At 61.4% G+C, this 18,911-nt stretch carries 19 protein-coding genes; 6 read left to right on the plus strand and 13 right to left on the minus strand.

The window, feature by feature from the left end; genetic code table 11:
• Positions 1-34: 34 nt before the first annotated feature.
• On the plus strand, positions 35-433 hold the full coding sequence (locus tag ACN0SC_RS02120; RefSeq protein ID WP_417248016.1) for a hypothetical protein: 399 nt from the start codon (positions 35-37) through the stop codon (positions 431-433).
• A 19-nt stretch (positions 434-452) separates the two neighbouring features.
• Here ACN0SC_RS02120 and xseA read toward each other — a convergent pair whose 3' ends face one another.
• Positions 453-1,895: an exodeoxyribonuclease VII large subunit gene (gene xseA / locus ACN0SC_RS02125; protein WP_417248017.1), complete on the minus strand. Its 1,443-nt coding sequence runs from the start codon at positions 1,893-1,895 to the stop codon at positions 453-455.
• A 76-nt stretch (positions 1,896-1,971) separates the two neighbouring features.
• On the opposite strand from xseA, the gene purD reads away from it, so the two are divergent.
• The gene (gene purD / locus ACN0SC_RS02130; protein ID WP_417248018.1) at positions 1,972-3,234 is read left to right on the plus strand and encodes a phosphoribosylamine--glycine ligase; all 1,263 of its coding nucleotides are present in this window, start codon (positions 1,972-1,974) and stop codon (positions 3,232-3,234) included.
• Between the two features lie 298 nt (positions 3,235-3,532).
• On the opposite strand, the gene purU is transcribed toward purD, so the two are convergent.
• From purU to ACN0SC_RS02145, 3 genes are all read right to left on the minus strand, one after another.
• Positions 3,533-4,417, minus strand: coding sequence for a formyltetrahydrofolate deformylase (purU, locus tag ACN0SC_RS02135; RefSeq protein ID WP_417248019.1), 885 nt, complete (start codon positions 4,415-4,417; stop codon positions 3,533-3,535).
• 141 nt (positions 4,418-4,558) lie between these two features.
• Positions 4,559-5,272 carry an FG-GAP repeat domain-containing protein gene (locus ACN0SC_RS02140; protein ID WP_417248020.1) on the minus strand — a complete coding sequence of 238 codons (714 nt, stop codon included), beginning with the start codon at positions 5,270-5,272 and terminating at the stop codon, positions 4,559-4,561.
• Positions 5,272-5,595, minus strand: a complete 324-nt coding sequence (locus tag ACN0SC_RS02145) for a 2Fe-2S iron-sulfur cluster-binding protein (RefSeq protein WP_417248021.1) — start codon at positions 5,593-5,595, stop codon at positions 5,272-5,274. Before ACN0SC_RS02145 ends, ACN0SC_RS02140 begins: the two co-directional genes overlap by 1 nt.
• 155 nt (positions 5,596-5,750) lie before the next feature.
• On the opposite strand from ACN0SC_RS02145, the gene ACN0SC_RS02150 reads away from it, so the two are divergent.
• Entirely contained in the window at positions 5,751-6,137 is a 387-nt protein-coding gene (locus ACN0SC_RS02150; protein WP_417248022.1) for an OB-fold nucleic acid binding domain-containing protein, read from the plus strand.
• A 133-nt stretch (positions 6,138-6,270) separates the two neighbouring features.
• Positions 6,271-6,804, plus strand: a complete 534-nt coding sequence (locus tag ACN0SC_RS02155) for a peptidoglycan-binding domain-containing protein (RefSeq protein WP_417248023.1) — start codon at positions 6,271-6,273, stop codon at positions 6,802-6,804.
• A 126-nt stretch (positions 6,805-6,930) separates the two neighbouring features.
• On the opposite strand, the gene ACN0SC_RS02160 is transcribed toward ACN0SC_RS02155, so the two are convergent.
• From ACN0SC_RS02160 to rpiA, 6 genes are all read right to left on the minus strand, one after another.
• Positions 6,931-8,409 carry a Do family serine endopeptidase gene (locus tag ACN0SC_RS02160; protein ID WP_417248024.1) on the minus strand — a complete coding sequence of 493 codons (1,479 nt, stop codon included), beginning with the start codon at positions 8,407-8,409 and terminating at the stop codon, positions 6,931-6,933.
• Between the two features lie 208 nt (positions 8,410-8,617).
• Positions 8,618-8,815 carry a DUF2065 domain-containing protein gene (locus ACN0SC_RS02165; protein ID WP_417248025.1) on the minus strand — a complete coding sequence of 66 codons (198 nt, stop codon included), beginning with the start codon at positions 8,813-8,815 and terminating at the stop codon, positions 8,618-8,620.
• Between the two features lie 13 nt (positions 8,816-8,828).
• Complete coding sequence (gene hflC / locus ACN0SC_RS02170; RefSeq protein WP_417248026.1) at positions 8,829-9,755, minus strand: protease modulator HflC; 927 nt, start codon at positions 9,753-9,755, stop codon at positions 8,829-8,831.
• Complete coding sequence (hflK, locus tag ACN0SC_RS02175) at positions 9,755-10,915, minus strand: FtsH protease activity modulator HflK (protein ID WP_417248027.1); 1,161 nt, start codon at positions 10,913-10,915, stop codon at positions 9,755-9,757. The genes hflC and hflK overlap by 1 nt, the downstream gene beginning before the upstream one ends.
• A gap of 228 nt (positions 10,916-11,143) precedes the next feature.
• Positions 11,144-12,505 carry a glutathione-disulfide reductase gene (gene gor, locus ACN0SC_RS02180; RefSeq protein ID WP_417248028.1) on the minus strand — a complete coding sequence of 454 codons (1,362 nt, stop codon included), beginning with the start codon at positions 12,503-12,505 and terminating at the stop codon, positions 11,144-11,146.
• 182 nt (positions 12,506-12,687) lie between these two features.
• Positions 12,688-13,470 (minus strand): ribose-5-phosphate isomerase RpiA, encoded by a 783-nt coding sequence (rpiA, locus tag ACN0SC_RS02185; RefSeq protein ID WP_417248029.1) that lies wholly within the window; start codon positions 13,468-13,470, stop codon positions 12,688-12,690.
• 164 nt (positions 13,471-13,634) lie between these two features.
• Here rpiA and ACN0SC_RS02190 point away from each other — a divergent pair, with 164 nt between their 5' ends.
• A complete protein-coding gene (locus ACN0SC_RS02190) occupies positions 13,635-14,000 on the plus strand; it encodes a YbaN family protein (RefSeq protein WP_417248030.1) in 366 nt (121 codons plus the stop codon).
• 3 nt (positions 14,001-14,003) lie between these two features.
• Here ACN0SC_RS02190 and ACN0SC_RS02195 read toward each other — a convergent pair whose 3' ends face one another.
• The gene (locus tag ACN0SC_RS02195) at positions 14,004-14,684 is read right to left on the minus strand and encodes a thiamine diphosphokinase (RefSeq protein WP_417248031.1); all 681 of its coding nucleotides are present in this window, start codon (positions 14,682-14,684) and stop codon (positions 14,004-14,006) included.
• A 141-nt stretch (positions 14,685-14,825) separates the two neighbouring features.
• Between ACN0SC_RS02195 and ACN0SC_RS02200 the strand changes: the two genes are divergently transcribed.
• Complete coding sequence (locus ACN0SC_RS02200) at positions 14,826-17,204, plus strand: hypothetical protein (RefSeq protein ID WP_417248032.1); 2,379 nt, start codon at positions 14,826-14,828, stop codon at positions 17,202-17,204.
• A 93-nt stretch (positions 17,205-17,297) separates the two neighbouring features.
• Here ACN0SC_RS02200 and ACN0SC_RS02205 read toward each other — a convergent pair whose 3' ends face one another.
• Both ACN0SC_RS02205 and ACN0SC_RS02210 read right to left on the minus strand, forming a co-directional pair.
• Positions 17,298-17,546, minus strand: coding sequence for a DUF2842 domain-containing protein (locus ACN0SC_RS02205; protein WP_417248033.1), 249 nt, complete (start codon positions 17,544-17,546; stop codon positions 17,298-17,300).
• 9 nt (positions 17,547-17,555) lie between these two features.
• Positions 17,556-18,851, minus strand: coding sequence for an adenylosuccinate synthase (locus ACN0SC_RS02210; protein WP_417248034.1), 1,296 nt, complete (start codon positions 18,849-18,851; stop codon positions 17,556-17,558).
• Between the last annotated feature and the right edge of the window lie 60 nt (positions 18,852-18,911).

Consider the following 18,911-nt stretch of genomic DNA (forward strand, 5'->3'; position numbering starts at 1 on the left):
GATTGGGTCCATGACCCATTTTGCGCTCCACACAATGACCAGACCAATTTCCGCGGCAGCACTCCTGTGCGCCCTCGCTATGCCGTCGCAGGCCGCCGAGCCCATGACGGCGGAAGAGTTCGACCAATACACGCGCGGCAAAACCCTTACCTATGCCGAACAGGGCATCCCCTACGGCATCGAGGAATACTATCCCGACAAACAGGTCAAATGGGCCTTCGAGAACGGCGATTGCATGAGCGGCTTCTGGTACGAAAAGGACCAGAATATTTGCTTCATCTACGAGGATGGCGGGCCAACACAATGCTGGGCCTTCTACCTCGAAGAGAACAAATTGCGTGCAGTTTTCGTCGGCGACAGCGGCACGGAGCTTTACGAGGCATGGACCTCGGATCGCCCGCTCCAATGCGAAGGGGCACCGCCGCTGGTGTGATCTGACTACCCACGACGCGTTAGAACAGGCTTCCCTGATCGGGCGCATCGCCCTTCGGCTTCTTCGCGGATGTCGGCTTGGGTTTCGCGACAGCAGCACTCCCGCGCGAAATCTCCGCGCGCCCGTCGGCGAACTCGATGGCGGCGATGCGGCCTGCATCCACCTTCGACTTGACGAGATTTCCATCCCCATCAAAGGCCAGCGCAAAACCGCGTGCCATCGTCGCCTTGTGGCTCAGCGCCTCCAAAAGCCCGCCCCGACGATCCAAATCGTTGCGCCACGCCATAAGATTCGCCGTCCCAGCCCGTGCGAGGCGCTGTGAAAGGTTGTCGAAACGGTCTTGTTGTCGATCTATACGTCCGCGCAGCGTTGCTGGCTGGAGCCTTCCTGACAGGCGTGAGAGCGAAAGCGCGCGGTTGTGCACGCCGTTCTTCAGCCCCTGACGCAGACGCATATCGGCCTGATCTACACGCTGACGCGGCCCGTCGAGCAAGCTGTCAAGGCGCGGCATGGCCCGCGACAGATCGCGCAGGCGATCGGCGCGGCGATCAATCAACCCGTTGAGAGCGCGGCCAGAGCGGTGTCCCAGATCCTGCAAACCCACCCACAACTCGCGCCGCACGGGCACGGCCATTTCCGCCGCCGCCGTGGGGGTCGGTGCGCGCTGATCCGAGGCGAAGTCGATGAGTGTCGTATCGGTTTCATGCCCCACAGCGGAGATGAGCGGAATATCAGAGGCGGCGGCGGCGCGCACCACGACTTCCTCGTTAAAGCCCCACAAGTCCTCAACCGACCCGCCACCGCGCGCCACGATTATCAGATCGGGACGCGGGATCGCGCCGCCCTTTTGCAACGCATTGAAACCCTTGATCCCTGCAGCCACCTCGGCGGCGCAATTCTGCCCCTGCACCGCGACGGGCCAGAGAAGCACATGGCGCGGGAAGCGGTCGCGCAGGCGGTGAAGAATGTCACGGATCACGGCCCCCGACGGGGATGTGACCACGCCGATCACCTCGGGCAAATAAGGCAACTGCTTCTTGCGCTCAGGGGCAAACAACCCCTCGGCGGCCAGCGCCTTCTTGCGCTTCTCCAGCATCGCCATAAGCGCGCCTTCGCCCGCGACTTCGACCTGATCGACGTTGAGGTTGTATTTCGACTGCGGCCCGAAGGTGGACAGCCGCCCCGTGACAATCACCTCCATCCCCTCTTCGGGGATGACGGAGAGCCGCGCAGCCTGCCCTTTCCACGTGTTGCAGGCGATGACGTTCTTGTCGTCCTTCAGATCATAGTAAAGATGGCCCGAACGCGCATGCATCACTCGCCCGATTTCGCCACGCACCCGCACCCGTCCGAAGGCGCCCTCAAGCGTGCGCTTGATCGAGCCCGATAGCTCGCCCACGGTAAATTCGGGGGTATTGCTCACGCCTTTGGGTTCGTCATCATCTTCGAAAAGTTCGGACATGGGGATGCTCGCGCTTGTGTCGTCTTTTGTGAGACTTTAGAACGCGCGGGACCAAAGGGAAAGCAGGGGACGACGCATGAATATTCTCATTCTCGGATCGGGCGGACGCGAACACGCATTGGCGTGGGCGGTTCTGCAAAACCCCAAATGCGACAAACTGATCGTAGCACCCGGAAATGCGGGCATCGCAGCGATTGCTGAATGTGCCGATCTCGACATCCTCGACGGAGCGCAAGTGGTCGAGTTTGCCGCCGAGAACGCGATTGATTTCGTCATCGTCGGCCCCGAAGCCCCCTTGGCAGCGGGTGTTGCCGATGCGCTGCGCGCGGCGGGACTTCTAACCTTCGGCCCATCCAAAGCGGCCGCACAGTTGGAAGCGTCCAAGAGCTTTACCAAAGAGATTTGCGATGCCTGTGGCGCACCCACGGCGGGCTACGCGCATTTCACCGATGCCGAAAAAGCCAAGGCCCATATCCGTGCCGAAGGCGCACCGATTGTGGTGAAGGCCGACGGACTTGCCGCTGGCAAGGGCGTAATCGTGGCGATGGACGAGGCGACCGCGCTTGCCGCCATCGACGACATGTTCGACGGCGAATTCGGCGAGGCGGGCGCGGAGGTCGTGATCGAGGAATTCATGGAGGGTGAGGAAGCCTCGTGGTTCATCCTGTGTGACGGCGAGAACGTCTTGCCCGTGGGAACCGCGCAAGATCACAAGCGCGTGGGTGACGGGGACACGGGGCTGAATACTGGCGGCATGGGAGCCTACTCCCCCGCACCCGTGATGACCGATGCCGTGATCGCCAAAGCGATGGACGAGATCATCAAGCCGACCGTTGCCGAGATGGCCAAGCGCGGGATGCCCTATCAAGGCGTGCTCTACGCGGGTTTCATGATCAAGGACGGGCAGCCGCGCCTTGTCGAATACAACTGCCGCTTCGGTGATCCCGAATGTCAGGTGCTGATGATGCGTCTGGGCGCGCAGGCGCTCGACCTGATGCTCGCCACCGCAGACGGAACGCTGGATCAGGCGCAGGTGAACTGGGCCGACGATCACGCGATGACCGTCGTGATGGCGGCAAACGGTTATCCGGGCTCTTATGCCAAAGGCACGGTGATCAAAGGACTCGACACCCTCCCCGCGAGCAGCACCCAGATGGTGTTCCATGCGGGCACCGCCGAGAAGGACGGGGCTATCGTTGCCAACGGCGGGCGGGTGCTCAACGTCACGGCACGGGGCGCGACCCTGCAAGAGGCCCGCGACCGCGCCTATGCGATGGTGGATCAGATCGACTGGCCCGAAGGCTTCAACCGCAGCGATATCGGCTGGCGCGCGCTGTAGCGGGCGCGGAGTTTCAGGCGGCGTTAGGCGAACGTTAACCTTAATGCGCTAGAAACGGGGCGTGCGAAAACCGCACTTTCGGCCCGGTGAATGACTGGATCGCCCCGATTGAGTGAACCTCAAGCGATTTTACAAATGAAACAGGGTGTGCTCGAATGGCGCACCTTGTTTCTTTTCCGCGCCTCTTCACTGCGGGGGAATTTGCGGCTAGAGCGCCCTGCCCTCGCAGGCGTGGTCGGGCGCTCGGCGCTTTGAAAGGTCCACTGGACCTTTTAATCCCGCGATGCGGGACCGCGCCTCACCCCATTCTCTCACTCGCGTATCCGCCAGGGCTGGCGGGGAAGACAACGGTTTTGTTGCCGTTGAGAAAGACGCGGTGGTGGATATGAGCGTGGATGGCGCGGGAGAAGACCTGCGCCTCCACATCACGACCAAGCGACACGTAGTCCGCGGGGCTTTGCGCATGGGTCACACGCACCGTGTCCTGCTCGATGATCGGCCCTTCATCAAGGTCGGCGGTCACGTAATGCGCGGTCGCTCCGATCAGCTTCACACCACGCTGGAACGCCTGTTTGTAGGGGTTCGCGCCCTTGAAACTGGGCAGGAAGGAATGGTGGATGTTGATGATGCGGCCGCTCATCTTCTGACACATCTCGTCGCTGAGTATCTGCATATAGCGCGCCAGAACGATCAGTTCCGCACCCGTCTCCTCGACCACATCCATGATCGCAGCCTCGGCCACAGGCTTGTTCTCGGGTGTCACCTTGATGTGGTGGAAGGGGATATCGTGGTTCACCACAAGCTTCTGATAGTCCATGTGGTTCGAGATCACCGCAACGATCTCTACGGGCAAGGCACCGATCCGCCAACGGTAAAGCAGGTCATTGAGACAATGGCCAAAGCGCGAGACCATGACGACGATCTTTGTCTTTTTGGCCTCGTCGTGGATCGCCCACGTCATGCCGAACGCCTCCGCGACGGGGGCGAAGGCGGCGATGATGTCGTCACGCGTGCTGCCTGTCTCGGTCACGAAACTCACCCGCATGAAGAATTGCGCGGTATCGGGATCGTCGAATTGGGCACTGTCGGTGATATTGCAGCCCAGTTCCGCGAGTTTTCCCGAAATGGCGGCGACAATGCCACGGGTCGACGGACAGGTCACGGTGAGCACGAGATTGGTCATGGGTTTGCCCTTGGTTGTTCTTTTGGCTTGTTGTTGATTTGGCGGCGAGTTTTGCCAAAGCGCACGGGGGATGCCAGCCCCGAAATGCACCTTTTGATCATAGGCGAGAGATTGTGCGTGGACAAAAGTTTCCGAAAGGCGTCAGTCGCAGGCAAGATAGGGCGCGAAACTGTCGGAGCCCTGATAGGGGGCGACAGCTTCGTGGGTGATTGTGTCACCTTCGTATCGCGTCTCGACGATCTGCGACCAATCGGCATCGGCGGTGACAATCACAGGCGCCGCGCCGTCACAGGTCCGCACTCCGCCCTCGATGACAGATGCGCCATAGTGATGGTTGGTCAGCCCCGCCACCCGCGCGATCTCGGAAATGTGCAATCTGTCTTCAGCGGGTTCCACCTCCAGCAGAACCAACTCCTTGGTCAGGTGGGGACGATCAATATAGGCGATCTCGGGCAGTCCGTCGCCGTCGAAATCCGCAATCCCCGCAATCGAAAGCCAGCGGTGCCGCTGCCCGATGGGGCGGTTCTGCCCGACAATCGTGAGCTTGCCGCCGCCCGCACCCCATATCTGGATCATCGCGCCGCCGACATTCGTCGAGAAAACGGTCACGATCTCGGGCGCGCCATCTCCGTCGAAGTCATAGAGCCGTGGTGCTGTGTCCTCGAAAACGCCACTGCGCACATGGATTTCACGCTCCGAGCCATCCGAAAAGGTGACGCGCAGACCCTCGAATTCACCGTCAAGAAGCGCGCCATGCCCATAGGCGTTCGTCGGGCGCACATAGTCCGCCGTGACCGCCTCCTGCGCGATGGCGGGAGCGGCCACCAGCGCAAGACAGATGGCCAGCGCACGCATCAGATCTGCTTTTCGGGCATGTTCACGACGAGACCGTCGAGCGCATCCGTGACCTTGATCTGGCAGGTCAGGCGCGAGCGTTCGGGATCGGGCTGGAATGCGAAATCGAGCATGTCCTCTTCCATCGGATCTTTCGGCGTCAGCTTTTCGACCCACGCAGGGTCCACATAGACATGGCAGGTCGAACAGGCACAGGCGCCGCCGCAATCGGCGTCGATCCCCGGAATACCGTTATCGCGCGCGCCTTCCATGACAGTGCGCCCGTTGGGCACGTCCACAACATGCTCGGTGCCGTTGAACTCGATGTAGGTGATTTTGGCCATCGGTGTGCTTTCTGTTCTCGATTGTCGTTGCCGCAAAGGTCTACCGCTCCCGCACCCTGATGAAAAGGGGGCGTGCGGCTTGGGGCGATCTGTCTCACGCGATCTTGCGTTCGCACCCATATGTTCTATATTTGTTCTCGTTAAGGATTGGTGTCATGGCCCTCTACAGCGCGCAAAGTCCCCACCCCGATGCATGGCCCCGCCCGCCCTGCGCCATTCCCCATGCGTGGTTGGATCGCCCGCCCGTTGGAGCGCGGGTGACTGTGGCGGGGCTGGTGCTGGTGCGGCAACGTCCAGGCACGGCGCGCGGTGTGGTCTTTGTCACGCTGGAGGACGAGACAGGCGTGGCCAATGTGGTGATCTGGCGCAAGGTGTTTCTGGCCAACAGGCGTGCCGTGATCGCGGGGCGGATGCTGCGCGTGACGGGGTGGCTGGAACGGCAGAACGGGGTGAGCCATGTGATCGCCGAACAGATCGAAGACATCTCGGAAATGCTCGACAGCCTGCTCGCTCCCGAGGATACGGGCAGCGGCGCACCCTAACGCTCTGGCGCGGAGTGCGCCTTTCGGGTTAGGATCGTGCAAGCGCTCGCGGGATCAACCCGCGGCACAGGACACGAAGGCAGACCCGATGCGCCCCTCGCGCGGACAGGTCACAAGCAGAGAAGGCCCGCCCATGCGTCGCCGTTCATCCCCGTTGCGCATCGCTGTGGCGCTTGGCGCTACCGCGCTCTTGTCCGCCTGTCTGGCGAACAACGGACCACGCGCGGAGATCTTGCGCGCGGGCGAAGTGCCCAATGCCCCGCCAGGGGCCGATCCCGAAGCCTGCTACGCGCGCACCACCACGCCCGCCATTATCGAAACGGTGACGGAACAGGTGCTGGTCCAACCACCGCAGATTGCTGCCGACGGCTCCGTGACCTACCCCGCCGTCTATCGCACGGAGACCCGTCAGGAGATCGTGCGCGAGCGCAAGGAGCTGTGGTTCGAGACCCTGTGCGAAGAGGAGATGACACCCGAATTCATCGCCTCGCTACAACGTGCGCTTGAGGTGCGGCAGTATTTCACCGGTGCCATTACGGGCCGCATGGACATCCGCACCCGCCGCGCGATCCGCGCCTATCAGGGAGAACAGGGCGTGGAGAGCGATATCCTGTCACTGGCGGCGGCGCGCAAACTCGGCCTCAAGGAAGTCGAGCGCACGGAGTAGCCCGCACGGTGCGGACGACAAAGGCAGCGGTACGACACCTCAGGTTTCAGGCACGAAAAAAGGCGACCCGCGCGGGCCGCCTTTCTGTTTCTTATAAGGCGTCACAGGGACGCGACGGACAACCGCTTACTCAACACCGAGCGCGATGAAGCGCGGCTCGCCCGCACTGCGCACCAAAAGCAAGACCGTCTTGCGGCCACCATCGCGCGCGTCTTCGACACGGGCTTTGAGGTCAGAGACCGAGGCGACCTTCTGTTGACCTGCTTCGGTGATCACGTCGCCTGCGCGCAGGCCCTTCTCGAAGGCTTCCGAGTCCTCGGCCACGTCCATCACGGCCAGACCTTCAGTCCCTGTTGGCGCACCCAACTGCTCGCGCAATTCGTCGTTGAGTGGCTGCAAGGTGAGACCCAACATTTTGATGGTCTCAGGTGTTGCGGGGGATTGCGTGTCCGCATCGGGGAAGGCGGTGCTTTCAGCCTCTTCACGACGGCCCAGTGTGACCATCAAGGTTTGCGTGCCACCATCGCGGAAGACCACAACGCGGACCGCTTTGCCCACTTCGGCCTCTCCAACAGTGCGCACTAGCTCGCGCGTGTCCTCGACCTCGACGCCGTCGAAAGACAGGATCACGTCGCCACTCTGGACTCCGCCATCTTTCGCGGGCCCGTCAGGCACATCCGTCACAAGCGCGCCGCGTGCTTCTTCAAGCCCCATGGCCTCGGCCACATCCTCGGTCACGTCCTGAATGCGGACACCAAGCCAGCCACGACGGGTCTCGCCATATTCGCGAAGCTGATCCACCACTTTAGAGACAACATTGGACGCCATGGAGAAGCCAATCCCGATGGAGCCGCCATTGGGCGACAGGATCGCGGTGTTCACACCGATCACGTTGCCATCCATATCAAAGAGCGGGCCACCAGAGTTACCACGGTTGATAGCGGCGTCAGTCTGGATGAAATCGTCATAGGCACCGGAAAGTGCGCGGCCACGTTGGGACACGATACCCGCAGACACCGAGAAGCCCTGACCGAGCGGGTTGCCCATAGCCATGACCCAGTCGCCGACCCGTGCATTGTCGCTGTCACCAAAGGTGACGAATTTGAGCGGTTTGTCACTTTCGACCTTCAAGAGCGCGATATCAGTATTGGGATCGGTGCCGACCAGTTTGGCGGGCAATGTGAAGTCCTCGAAGAACTCGATCTCGATCTCGTCGGCCCCGTCGATGACGTGGTTGTTGGTGACGATGTAACCGTCCTCGGAAATGACAAAACCCGAACCAAGCGCCTGCGAACGACGCGGGCGGCCTTGCTCGCTCTGTCCGTTGCGGTTCATGAAGTCATTGAAGAAGTCTTCAAATGGCGACCCTTCGGGCACCATCGGGAAAGGGTTGGTGGAGACCTCAACCACGGTGGTGGTGGTGATATTGACCACGGCGGGGCTGACGCGCTCGGCCAGATCCGCGAAGCTCTCGGGCGCGCCACGGGCCTCCGCCATCACGGTTTGCGCCAGAAGCGCCAGCGCGCCGAGCAAGGCCAGACCCCACATGCGCGGATCAATGCGCGGGGTCAGGCGTGGCATTGCGAGTGCGTATGCCTTTGACATGTTTAAAAGTCCTCCAGTTCTAACGTAGCAGCGACGATCGTCGCCCCTGCCGCGAGTGCAGTGATGTCTTCTGCTGCTCCTATGGTCATATAGATAGGCACACCAGCGCTCAACTCAACGCCCGTCGCGCTCAGTCAACTGCATGTGAGTGGGTGTGACAAGCGACATGAACATGGGGCCCACGATGTCGCAGGGCGCGTGCGTGTAACTAGAACCCGTATCGCGCACGAGCAAAGGCGGTAAGGCCCACGCCAATTGCGAGTGCGACAATGCCGATGAGCCGCCGTGTGGATGCGGGCATCTGTGCAAAAGCGGCAAGCAGGTCTTCCATACGCGAAGGGGCCAGCGCAAGCACCAGCCCCTCCACACATAAGACAAGTCCGATCGCAAGGATCGCGAAACCCATGGGATCAGTCCTTTTACTGACCCGCAGGTGCGTCGCCGACCCCAGTGGGCGCATCGGGGCGGCCATTACGGCCCTGATCGCTCTTGAGGTAGTCGAAGAACTCGCTATCGGGGGAGATCACCATAGTGGTGTTGCTTCCCTGAAGTCCCGCGCGATAGGCGTTCAGCGAGCGGTAGAACTCGAAGAACTCCGGATCGGCGCCAAAGGCCTCGGCGAAGATCGCGTTGCGTTCGGCGTCAGCCTCACCGCGAATGATCTCGGCCTGACGCTGGGCGTCGGACTCAAGCTCGGTCACGGTACGGTCGGCCTGCGCACGCACGCGCTGCGCGGCTTCTTCACCGCGCGCCCGCTCGTCGGCGGCTTCGCGTTCACGCTCGGCACGCATCCGTGCGAAGGTCGCGTCGAGGTTCTGGTCGGGGAGGTTCGTCTGTTTCAGACGCACATCGACGACTTCGATCCCGAGGTTCTGTGCCTGACGGTTGGCGGCTTCCGTGATCCGCGACATCAAAGCAGAACGCTCCGAGGACAGGATCGTGTTGGAGGTCACACCATCGGAACCGAGCACGGCACGAATCTGCGGGTTGATGAACCCTTCGAGGCGCTCTTCGGCAAGGCGGATACCGCCCGTCGAAACGGCCTGACGGAAGCGCACGACATCATTGATGCGGTAACGCGCGAAAGCATCGACCACGAGACGGCGGTCATCCGAGGGCGTCACCTCGATCTCGGGCGTGTCGAGCGACAGGATACGGTCGTCGTAGTAAACCACTTCCTGAATGAAGGGAATCTTGAACGAGAGACCGGGGTCTTCTTTGACGGCCTTGATCTGACCGAACTGAAGCACGAGGGCCTTCTGACGTTCGTCGACGATGTAGATCGAAGACATGGCCACGACCAGCGCGACGACGAGCAGACCAAAGAAAATTGAGAGACGGTTCATCAGTTGCTCCCTCCCGTGTTCGATGAGGTCGTGCTACGGCGCAGCTCGTTGAGTGGCAGGTAGGGAACAACGCCCTGACCACCATCACCACCAGAGTTCTCGTCAAGAATGATCTTGTCGACGTTTCCGTAAATTTCCTCGATCGTCTCCAGATAAAGACGTTTGCGGGTCACTTCGGGCGCTTGCAGGTATTCGGCCAGAACAGCGGAGAAACGGCTGGCTTCACCACGTGCTTCGTTGACGACCTGCGCGCGATAGCCTTCGGCCTCTTCGAGCAACTGCGCGGATGTACCGCGTGCGCGCGCCAGAACGGTATTGGCATAGGCATCGGCCTGACGCTCAAGGCGATCACGCTCCTGCTCGGCTGCTTGCACGTCGCGGAATGCGTCGATCACCTCTACGGGCGGATCGGCCTTGTCGAGGTTGACACGGATCACCCTGATACCAGCGTCGTAGCTGTTGAGCGTGCTCTGGATCAGTTCAAGCGCGGTGTCAGCAATCAGACCACGGTCACGGTTGAGGATCGGTGCCAGTTCGGACGCCGCGATGATTTCACGCATGGAGGATTCCGATACGGCCTGAACGGTCGCGCGCGGATCTGCGAGGTTGAAGAGGAACTTCGCGGGATCGGAAATATCCCAGACCACCTGAAAGTCGATGTCGACGATGTTCTCGTCGGTGGTCAGCATCAGACCCGTCTGCCCTTGCGCGGCGACACCGATGCTCTCGGTGCGCTCCCCAGTCACCACGACCTTCTCGAAGGTCACGAAGGGCCAGGGCGCGAAGTTCAGGCCGGGTTCGCCGATCGAGGAGAAGTCGCCGAGGAACAACTCGACAGATTTCTCTTCGGGGCGCACTGAATAGAACGAGTTGAAGGCCCAAAGGCCCACGGCGACCAGCACACCAAAGCCGATAAGCGACTTGGAAAAACGCGGGCCATCGCCGCCTGCGCCGCCGCCCGTGCCATTACCGCCGCCTTTGCCGCCCATCAGCACCTTGAGGTACTCGTTGCCCTTGGACAGCATCTCGTCGATTTCTGGAATTTGTGGCTGCTCACCAGGTCGGCGTCCGTTGCCGCCGCCCCCGCGATTATCTCCTCCGCCCGAGCTACCACGGTTGTCACCGCCGCCCGAGCCCCATGGTCCGCCATTATTGGCCATAAAGGTTCGTTCCTTTCTAGGTCATGTCCCGTCGGCCATATTGCATGGCCGCGTTGCACAAAATCGCCCCGCGCAACTGCGCAGAGCGAGGTTAATCACTAAAGTGTTCTTTTCGGGGCCGAGTTTCAAGGGCATACGCCCGTCTGTGCCCCGATAGGGGCCGCGCTTCGCCGCTTTTGGGGCCTGCAGCCTGCGCCACACGCCCCAACAGGCCACTCGGAGGCCAGATTACGCGTGAACGCGGATCGGCTCGCGCATCAGAACGATCTCTTCGGCCATGGTCGGATGCACCGCCACCGTCGCGTCGAAATCCTCCTTGGTCGCGCCCATTTTGACCGCGACACCTGCAAGCTGGATCATCTCGCCCGCGTGTGGAGCGATGATGTGACAGCCCAAAACCTTCCTCGTCTCGGCGCAGACAATGAGTTTGAACATCACCCGCTCGTTCTTCTCGATAAAGCTGTTCTGCATCGGGCGGAAGGCGGCGCTGTAGACCTCGACAGGCCGCTCGTCGCGCGCCTGTTCCTCGGTCATGCCGACGGAACCGTATTCTGGCTGGGTGAAGATCGCGGATGGCACCGCCACGTGGTCGGGTTTGGTCGGGTTGCCCTTGAACACGGTTTCATGGAAAGCCACCGCCTCGCGGATCGCCACGGGTGTGAGCTGGATACGGTCGGTCACATCGCCCACGGCGTAGATCGAGGGAATGTTGGTCTGGCTGAAGTCGTCAACGATGATCTCGCCGTTGCGTCCTGTCTCGACACCGGCCTCTTCAAGTCCGAGGCTCTCGGTATTGGGTTTGCGCCCCGTGGCATAGAGAACCACATCGAAGATCGCCTCACGCCCGTCGGTCGCCTTGACCCAAAGCCCGTCGTCGCGCTTCTCGATCCGCTCGACATCGGTGCCAACGTGCAGGTCCACACCCTGATCCGCGATCAACTCGGCGATATGGCCACGCGCCTCGTCATCGAACCCACGCAGGATTTGCGCCCCGCGATAATATTGCGTGGTCTCCGCCCCCAGCCCGTTAAAGATGCAGGCAAACTCGGAGGCGATATAGCCGCCGCCGACGATCAGGATGCGCTTGGGCAGTTCGGGAATGTCGAAAATCTCGTTGGAAGTTATGGCGTGTTCAATCCCAGGCACAGTGTCGGGTTTGAACGGACGTCCGCCCACAGCCACAAGAATGTGCTTGGCCGTGACCTCCGTGCCATCGGCAAGCTGCACAGTATGGGGGTCTTTGAGCGTGGCGCGCTGGTGGAAAATCTCCACACCCGCATTGCCCGCGTTCTTGGTGTAGATGCCTTCAAGCCGCGTCAATTCGTCCTTGAGCCGCGTTTGAAAAGATGGCCAGTCGAATGACCCCATGCGAATATCCCAACCGTAAGCCTTCGCCTCCTTGGCCGCAGCGGCATATTGCGAGGCGAACACCATCAGTTTCTTGGGCACACAGCCACGGATGACGCAGGTGCCGCCCATGCGAAATTCCTCGGCCATGGCCACTTTCTGCCCGCCTGCCGCTGTGAGACGTGCGGCACGCACGCCGCCCGAGCCACCGCCGATCACGAAGAGATCATAGTCGAATTCCATTTGTTGCGCCTTTTCTGAATGGTCTGGGGAGCCCCGTCGCGCGGAGCCGCGATAATGTTGGCACAGATGTAGGCGCTCACGGCACAAAGGAAAACCCCGCCAATCCGTATTGACGGGGTCGTGAAGCCTGTTGCAAGACCGTCTGCCCTTCAGGGCGCGGCGGGGGCGTTCCCCTTGGCGTACTAGAGGTCGGCGAAGATATTGTCGGTATCGGCGAACTCCACCATGCCTTCGGTGTTCTCGCCCGTGATAATGTCGCGCACCTCCACGCGCCCGTCACCGTGACCGATCACCACCTTGTCGCAGATGTCGATGAACAGCCCGTTTTCCACCAGGCCAGGCACCTGATTGAGAACAAGCGCCAGTTGCCGCGCGTTGCCGATGCGCTGGAGATGCAGGTCAAGGATATGGTTCCCCTCGTCGGTGACGTAGGGTGCCTCGCCGTTCATCCGCAGGGTCGCGGACTGGCCCAAAACATCCATCGAATTGAGCGCCTCTTCAAGCAGCGCCTTGGAGGTCTGCCAACCGAAGGGAATGACCTCGACGGGCAGCGGGAAGGCCCCGAGCGTCTCGACACTTTTGGAAGCGTCCGAAATTACGACCATCTGGTCGGAGGCGGTCGCCACGATCTTCTCCTGCAAAAGCGCGCCGCCGCCGCCCTTGATCAGGTTCAACTCGTCGTCGAATTCATCCGCGCCGTCGATGGTCATGTCGAGCCACTTCGCCTCGTCGAGCGAGATCACCTTGATCCCCAACGAACGGGCCAGTTCGGCGGTGCGTGTGGAAGTGGGCACGCCGACGATGTTAAGACCTTCCTCGCGGATACGTTCAGCCAGACAGCGCACCATCCATGCCGCAGTGGAGCCCGTGCCGAGGCCGAGCTTCATCCCGTCCTCAACAAATCCGACCGCCTGCTTGGCGGCCACGAACTTTGCCGTGTCGATTGGAGAAAGTGTTTCGGACATGGAGCCCTCCCTACTGGCCACGATGAGTCGTCTGCGCTTATAAAAGACGCAAGGCACTGGTGGTAGCCGCTATCTGGCCTATCTATGGTAAACCCGCGCGACGCCGCCATGCAGCTTGGCGACTATAATATTGGGCGCGTGGTGCGATCCCGAACGGAGCAAAAGTGGCTGTGGTCCAGAAATATGTGCATCTGACAATCGGCTGGTTCTGCATCGCGCTGGCGATGATCGGAGCCGTATTGCCCTTGCTTCCAACGACCGTTTTTGTCCTGCTCGCGGCCTATTTCTTCGCCAAAGGCTCGCCGCGCTTGCGGCTGTGGCTCGTCGAACATGCCGTCTTTGGCCCCTTGATCCACGACTGGGAGGAGACAGGCGCCATCGCCCCACGCTACAAATGCATCGCGCTTGGCATGATGGGCGCGGCCCTTCTGCTCTCCGTGGTGCTGGGTCTCTCGGTGATCATCCTGCTGATCCAGGCGGCATGCATGAGCGCCGCGGCCTGCTACATCCTGACGCGCCCCAGTGCGTGACAGTTAAAGTGCGCGCAGCGCAGCGACGACCGAACCGAGCGCCGCACGCGGCAGGAACATCAGCATCCCCGCCCCGTCCATTTCGATCTCCAAACGTTCCGCTGCCATTTCGTTGGACGTGCCAATCCGACCGTCGGATGCAAAGGGAATACCCGCGATCGGCCACTTCAACCCGCGCGACACCCCGCGCACCTTTGCCATGGGGAAGAGCGACACCCGCGTGCCTACGGGCAAATCAAGCGACAAGGCTCCATCGACATGCAAGCAGACATCCGTCTCCCCCACGACAATCACCCGCCGCGCCCCCGCCCGCAGGCCAGAGTGGCGCACAATTGCGTTGTAGACCGCAAGTTCATGATCGGGCCGCTTGCCCATGAACCCCACGGCAAGGATCAACGGCGCCTCGACACGGGTCAGACATTTCTCGAAATCGGTGCTGTTCTGCTCGGGGACATGGTGGAGGGTCGCGGGATCGAGTGCGGCGCGCGTGGCCTCGTCCAGGCTGTCGAAATCGCCCACAACCGCCCGCGGGGTCAGGCCGAATCCCCTCAGGGTTCCCGCCGCCCCGTCAGCCGCCACAAGGTCGGGCGCATGTGTTAACGCTTCCACAAGTGTCTGGCGCGTAATCTCACCGCCACCTGTGACCGTCACCCCGTTTTCAGAGGTTAAAACCGGAACTTGCATGGTGTTTTCCCGTCCACTTTCGACCCTTTGCCACATTTCGGACAGGAAAAAATCACGCCGATATCCTTGTTCTGTTCCTAATTCCGAACCAATTCATGGTAAATATGAGCGTGCTAAGCAAGGGCAGAAAGCGAGTTAGCTATGGTAACTGACAGCAAAATCCTCACCGTATCCTACGGCACGTTCTCCTGTACACTTGAGGGGTTCGACGATCCGTTCAATACGATGAGGTCGATTGCGGAGTACTTCCGCGACCTCGCAGCCGACGACCGGTATTTCGGTGCCGAGCCGCCGACCCCTGATCCCCAGATGCTTCAGTCCATCGCCGAGCGCGAGATCCAGCGCCGTGTCGAGACAAAGATGGAAGAGAACGGCATGATCCTGCGCCAGACGCAGGAAACACCTGAGCCCGAGGCCGCTGCCCCTGCCTCTGCTCCCGCCGCGGCTGTCGTCGCCCCCACGCCTGCACCAAAAGTCGAGGACGCCGCGCCAGCCGAAGTCGCGCAGGCCCCTGTCTCTGCCCCCACTGTCGCAGCCGCGACAACCGCCGCCGCAGCCTCTGCAGCGCCCGCAGGTTCCATTGCCGAGAAACTCGCCCGCATCCGCGCCGCCGTTGCCAACCGCGAGGATGCGCCCTTTGCCGAGGACCAGCAGGCTGCCACCTTTGCTCCTGCCACCGAAGCCGCCCCTGCGGTCGAAGCCGAGGCCGAGGTTGAGGAAGAGGTTGCACAAGAGCCGTCCGCGCCAGCCAATGATCCAGCCAATGACATCGCGGCTCCCGAAATGGATGCTGCGGAAGAAGACATCGCTGACCTCGCCGCCTTGGACGGTGTGAGTGCTGACGAAGTTGCGGAAGTCGAAGACGTTCAAGAGGACACCGCTTCAGAAAACGACCTTGTCGAAGAGGAGGCCTCCGAGGCCGATACGCTCGAAGCAGAGGCAGAGGCAGAGGCAGAGGATGAGGTCGCCGACACGACTTCCGAGGTGATAGACCTTCCCGATGTGGACGACAGTTTCTTTGCCAATGTGACCGCCGCGGTTGCCGAAGATGACACAGCCGACGCGATGGAAGGCGACGCCGAGGACGAAACCAAAGCCGAAGACATCGACCTGTCCGATGCATTCGAAACCGATGAGGTAGAGATTGCGGAGGAGGATGTTGCGGAAACGGTCGACGAGGATGCTTCCCTACACGAGATGGACCCCAACCTCGCCGCCGACATCGCCGAAGCCACTGCAATGCCCGCGACCGAGGAAGATGCGGAGGCTCCCCAAGACCCGCTGACCCGCGTGCGTGCTCGCGTGATCAAAATGCGCCGCTCCGACTACGAGGCCGAGATTGCCGAGCAGAAGGCCATGGCCGCCGCCGAGCGCGACGACACCATGCTTGAAGAGACCGCACCAGAGGAAGAGGCCGCCACAACCGACGACACGCAGGAAGATGACCTCGCGGAAAAACTGCGTCGCGAATTGGGCGAGACCAGCCTGCCGGAAGACGAAGAAGACGAATTACTGCGCGAACTGGCCGAAGTGGCCGCCGAAAGCCAAGCCGCAGAAGATCTGACGGAAGAGGATGCGCAGGACGATGACGTCGACCTGAGCGCACTTGCCGCCATGGACTTCGACGCGATTGATACGGACGAAGACCAGATCGAACATGAAGCCGAAGTCGAAGCCGAAGCCGAAGCCGAAGCCGAAGCCGAAGCCGAAGCCGAAGCCGAAGCCGAAGAAATTTCCGACGAGGATGACGCGCCCGTCAACCTGCTTGACGACACGGAGCAGGAAGACGACGAGGACACAGACTTACAGGCCGAGGCGCAGAACGTCTTCTCGAAAGCCACCGACGACGATGTTTCGCGTATTCTGGACACCACCGAACGCGAGATGGAACGTGGCGATGGCCCCCGCCGCCGCTCCGCCATCGCCCACCTCAAGGCCGCAGTTCTCGCCACCCGCGCGGATAAGTCCGACCTCGAAGTTGAACCAAAGCAGGAGCCCGAAGAAGCCTACCGCGAAGACCTTGCCCGCGTCGTGCGTCCCGTGCGCCCCGAACGTAGCAAATCCACGCGCCGCAATCTGCCGCCGCTGATGCTGGTTTCCGAGCAGCGTATCGACACGCCCGAGGACACGCCGCTTGGTGCCGACATCACGCCCGTGCGCCCGCGCCGCATCTCCGCCGCCGCAATTGCCATGCAAGAGGAGCAGAGCGACTCGCAGGTCGATGTGGGCGATGCCAGCGACTTCGCGGAATACGCCGAGACTGTCGGGGCCGAAGGGCTCGCCGAACTGCTCGAAGCCGCCGCTGCTTACTCCAACCATGTCGAAGGCAAGGACACTGTTTCGCGCCCGCAAATCATGCGTCTGGTGGCCGAGGCCCTGCCCGAGGAAACACCGTTGGAAGAGCGTCTGCGCTCCTTTGGCCAACTTCTGCGTCAGGGCAAGATCAAGAAGATCGCGCGCGGCAAGTTCCAAGTCTCCGAAAGCTCGCGTTTCACCCCCGACGATCGCAAACACGGCTAATCCCGCGCGCATCGGCGCGCAACCAACAACGCAAAAGGCCACCCGCGCGGGTGGCCTTTTTCACTTTGGAAATCGCAGACTAAGGTATCCCGATCAGGGGAGTGGATCGTCGTCGAACCGCTTGATCGGCACGTCGGGGTCGTGTTGTCCTATCCCCTTGAACACAGACTTAAGCGGCGCGATCCAGATGATGCCCAGCACCACATAGATCGCCAACTCGCCCAACATCGATTGCGGTGCGATCCACGTCGCGAGCCATGTCGCCACCAGAATATAGGCGGGCAGACCCACAACAAGGATCAACAGCGACAGGCGCCTGCGGGTTTTGTAACTCATAGCCATAGGCGTGAGTTAGTCCGCAAAGGGGTCGGTGACAAGGATCGTGTCCTCGCGTTCGGGCGAGGTGGACACCAGTGCCACGGGGCAGTCGATCAGTTCTTCGATGTGGCGCACGTATTTGATCGCGTTGGCGGGCAGATCATTCCACGTCCGCGCGCCTTCGGTGCTTTCCGACCAACCAGGCATTTCCTCGTAGATCGGCACGCAACGCGCCTGCTCTTCTGCCGCAGTGGGGAGATAGTCGAGGCGCTTGCCGTCAAGCTCGTAGCCAACGCAAACCTTGAGTGTCTCGAACCCGTCGAGCACGTCGAGTTTGGTCAGGCAGATACCGTTCATCCCTGAAGTCGCGCAGGTCTGGCGCAGGAGGGCGGCGTCAAACCAACCGCAACGGCGTTTACGCCCCGTGGTGGTGCCGAATTCGTGGCCGCGCTCACCAAGGCGCTGACCGTCTTCATCCTCAAGCTCGGTTGGGAACGGCCCCTCACCCACGCGAGTGGTGTAGGCTTTGACGATACCAAGCGTGTAGTCGATAGAGCCTGGTCCGATGCCAACACCCGTCGCCGCCTGACCCGCGATTACGTTGGAGGAGGTCACAAAGGGATAGGTGCCGAAGTCGATGTCGAGCAATGCGCCCTGCGCCCCTTCAAAGAGGATGCGCTTGCCTGCTTTGCGCTTCTCATTGAGCACCTTCCAAACAGGGCCCGCATAGGGCAGGATTTTCGGTGCAATTTCTTCGAGTTGAGCGATCAGAGCGTCACGGTCGATCTCTTCAAAGCCGAGGCCACGGCGCAGCGGATTGTGGTGTTGCAGCGCGCGATCCACCCGCGCCTCCAGCGTGGCGCGATCAGCAAGATCCATCACGCGGATCGCGCGGCGGCCCACCTTGTCCTCATAGGCCGGCCCAATGCCACGGCCCGTCGTGCCGATCTTGGTGCCCGCCGATGCGGCCTCTTCGCGTGCGCGGTCCAGCTCACCGTGGATCGGCAGGATCAGCGGCGTGTTTTCCGCGATCATCAGCGTTTCGGGCGTGATTTCCACGCCTTGTGCACGGACCGTTTCGATTTCGCCAATCAGGTGCCACGGATCAAGGACAACGCCGTTGCCGATGACCGAAAGCTTGCCGCCGCGCACAACGCCCGAGGGCAGCGCGTGGAGCTTGTAGACCTTGCCGTCGATGACAAGCGTGTGGCCTGCGTTGTGGCCGCCTTGGAATCGCGCAATCACATCCGCGCGCTCCGAGAGCCAGTCCACAATCTTGCCTTTACCTTCGTCACCCCACTGGGCGCCGACAACGACGACGTTAGCCATGATGAATCCTTTGGTGTTGGATTAAACCCGCGCCCGTATAACGGTCCGCGCGATGCGATG

It is taken from the genome of Celeribacter sp. (assembly GCF_048261515.1).
GTDB lineage: Bacteria > Pseudomonadota > Alphaproteobacteria > Rhodobacterales > Rhodobacteraceae > Celeribacter.

Bases quoted from the DNA above. Each gene is read 5' to 3' on its own strand.
- xseA (WP_417248017.1), bottom strand. From the start codon at position 1,895: ATGTCCGAACTTTTCGAAGATGATGACGAACCCAAAGGCGTGAGCAAT.
- ACN0SC_RS02150 (WP_417248022.1), top strand. From the start codon at position 5,751: ATGGCCCTCTACAGCGCGCAAAGTCCCCACCCCGATGCATGGCCCCGC.
- ACN0SC_RS02120 (WP_417248016.1), top strand. From the start codon at position 35: ATGACCAGACCAATTTCCGCGGCAGCACTCCTGTGCGCCCTCGCTATG.
- ACN0SC_RS02165 (WP_417248025.1), bottom strand. From the start codon at position 8,815: ATGGGTTTCGCGATCCTTGCGATCGGACTTGTCTTATGTGTGGAGGGG.
- ACN0SC_RS02145 (WP_417248021.1), bottom strand. From the start codon at position 5,595: ATGGCCAAAATCACCTACATCGAGTTCAACGGCACCGAGCATGTTGTG.
- purD (WP_417248018.1), top strand. From the start codon at position 1,972: ATGAATATTCTCATTCTCGGATCGGGCGGACGCGAACACGCATTGGCG.
- rpiA (WP_417248029.1), bottom strand. From the start codon at position 13,470: ATGTCCGAAACACTTTCTCCAATCGACACGGCAAAGTTCGTGGCCGCC.
- ACN0SC_RS02200 (WP_417248032.1), top strand. From the start codon at position 14,826: ATGGTAACTGACAGCAAAATCCTCACCGTATCCTACGGCACGTTCTCC.
- purU (WP_417248019.1), bottom strand. From the start codon at position 4,417: ATGACCAATCTCGTGCTCACCGTGACCTGTCCGTCGACCCGTGGCATT.
- gor (WP_417248028.1), bottom strand. From the start codon at position 12,505: ATGGAATTCGACTATGATCTCTTCGTGATCGGCGGTGGCTCGGGCGGC.
- ACN0SC_RS02160 (WP_417248024.1), bottom strand. From the start codon at position 8,409: ATGTCAAAGGCATACGCACTCGCAATGCCACGCCTGACCCCGCGCATT.
- ACN0SC_RS02205 (WP_417248033.1), bottom strand. From the start codon at position 17,546: ATGGCTATGAGTTACAAAACCCGCAGGCGCCTGTCGCTGTTGATCCTT.
- hflK (WP_417248027.1), bottom strand. From the start codon at position 10,915: ATGGCCAATAATGGCGGACCATGGGGCTCGGGCGGCGGTGACAACCGT.
- ACN0SC_RS02210 (WP_417248034.1), bottom strand. From the start codon at position 18,851: ATGGCTAACGTCGTCGTTGTCGGCGCCCAGTGGGGTGACGAAGGTAAA.
- ACN0SC_RS02140 (WP_417248020.1), bottom strand. From the start codon at position 5,272: ATGCGTGCGCTGGCCATCTGTCTTGCGCTGGTGGCCGCTCCCGCCATC.
- ACN0SC_RS02195 (WP_417248031.1), bottom strand. From the start codon at position 14,684: ATGCAAGTTCCGGTTTTAACCTCTGAAAACGGGGTGACGGTCACAGGT.
- hflC (WP_417248026.1), bottom strand. From the start codon at position 9,755: ATGAACCGTCTCTCAATTTTCTTTGGTCTGCTCGTCGTCGCGCTGGTC.
- ACN0SC_RS02155 (WP_417248023.1), top strand. From the start codon at position 6,271: ATGCGTCGCCGTTCATCCCCGTTGCGCATCGCTGTGGCGCTTGGCGCT.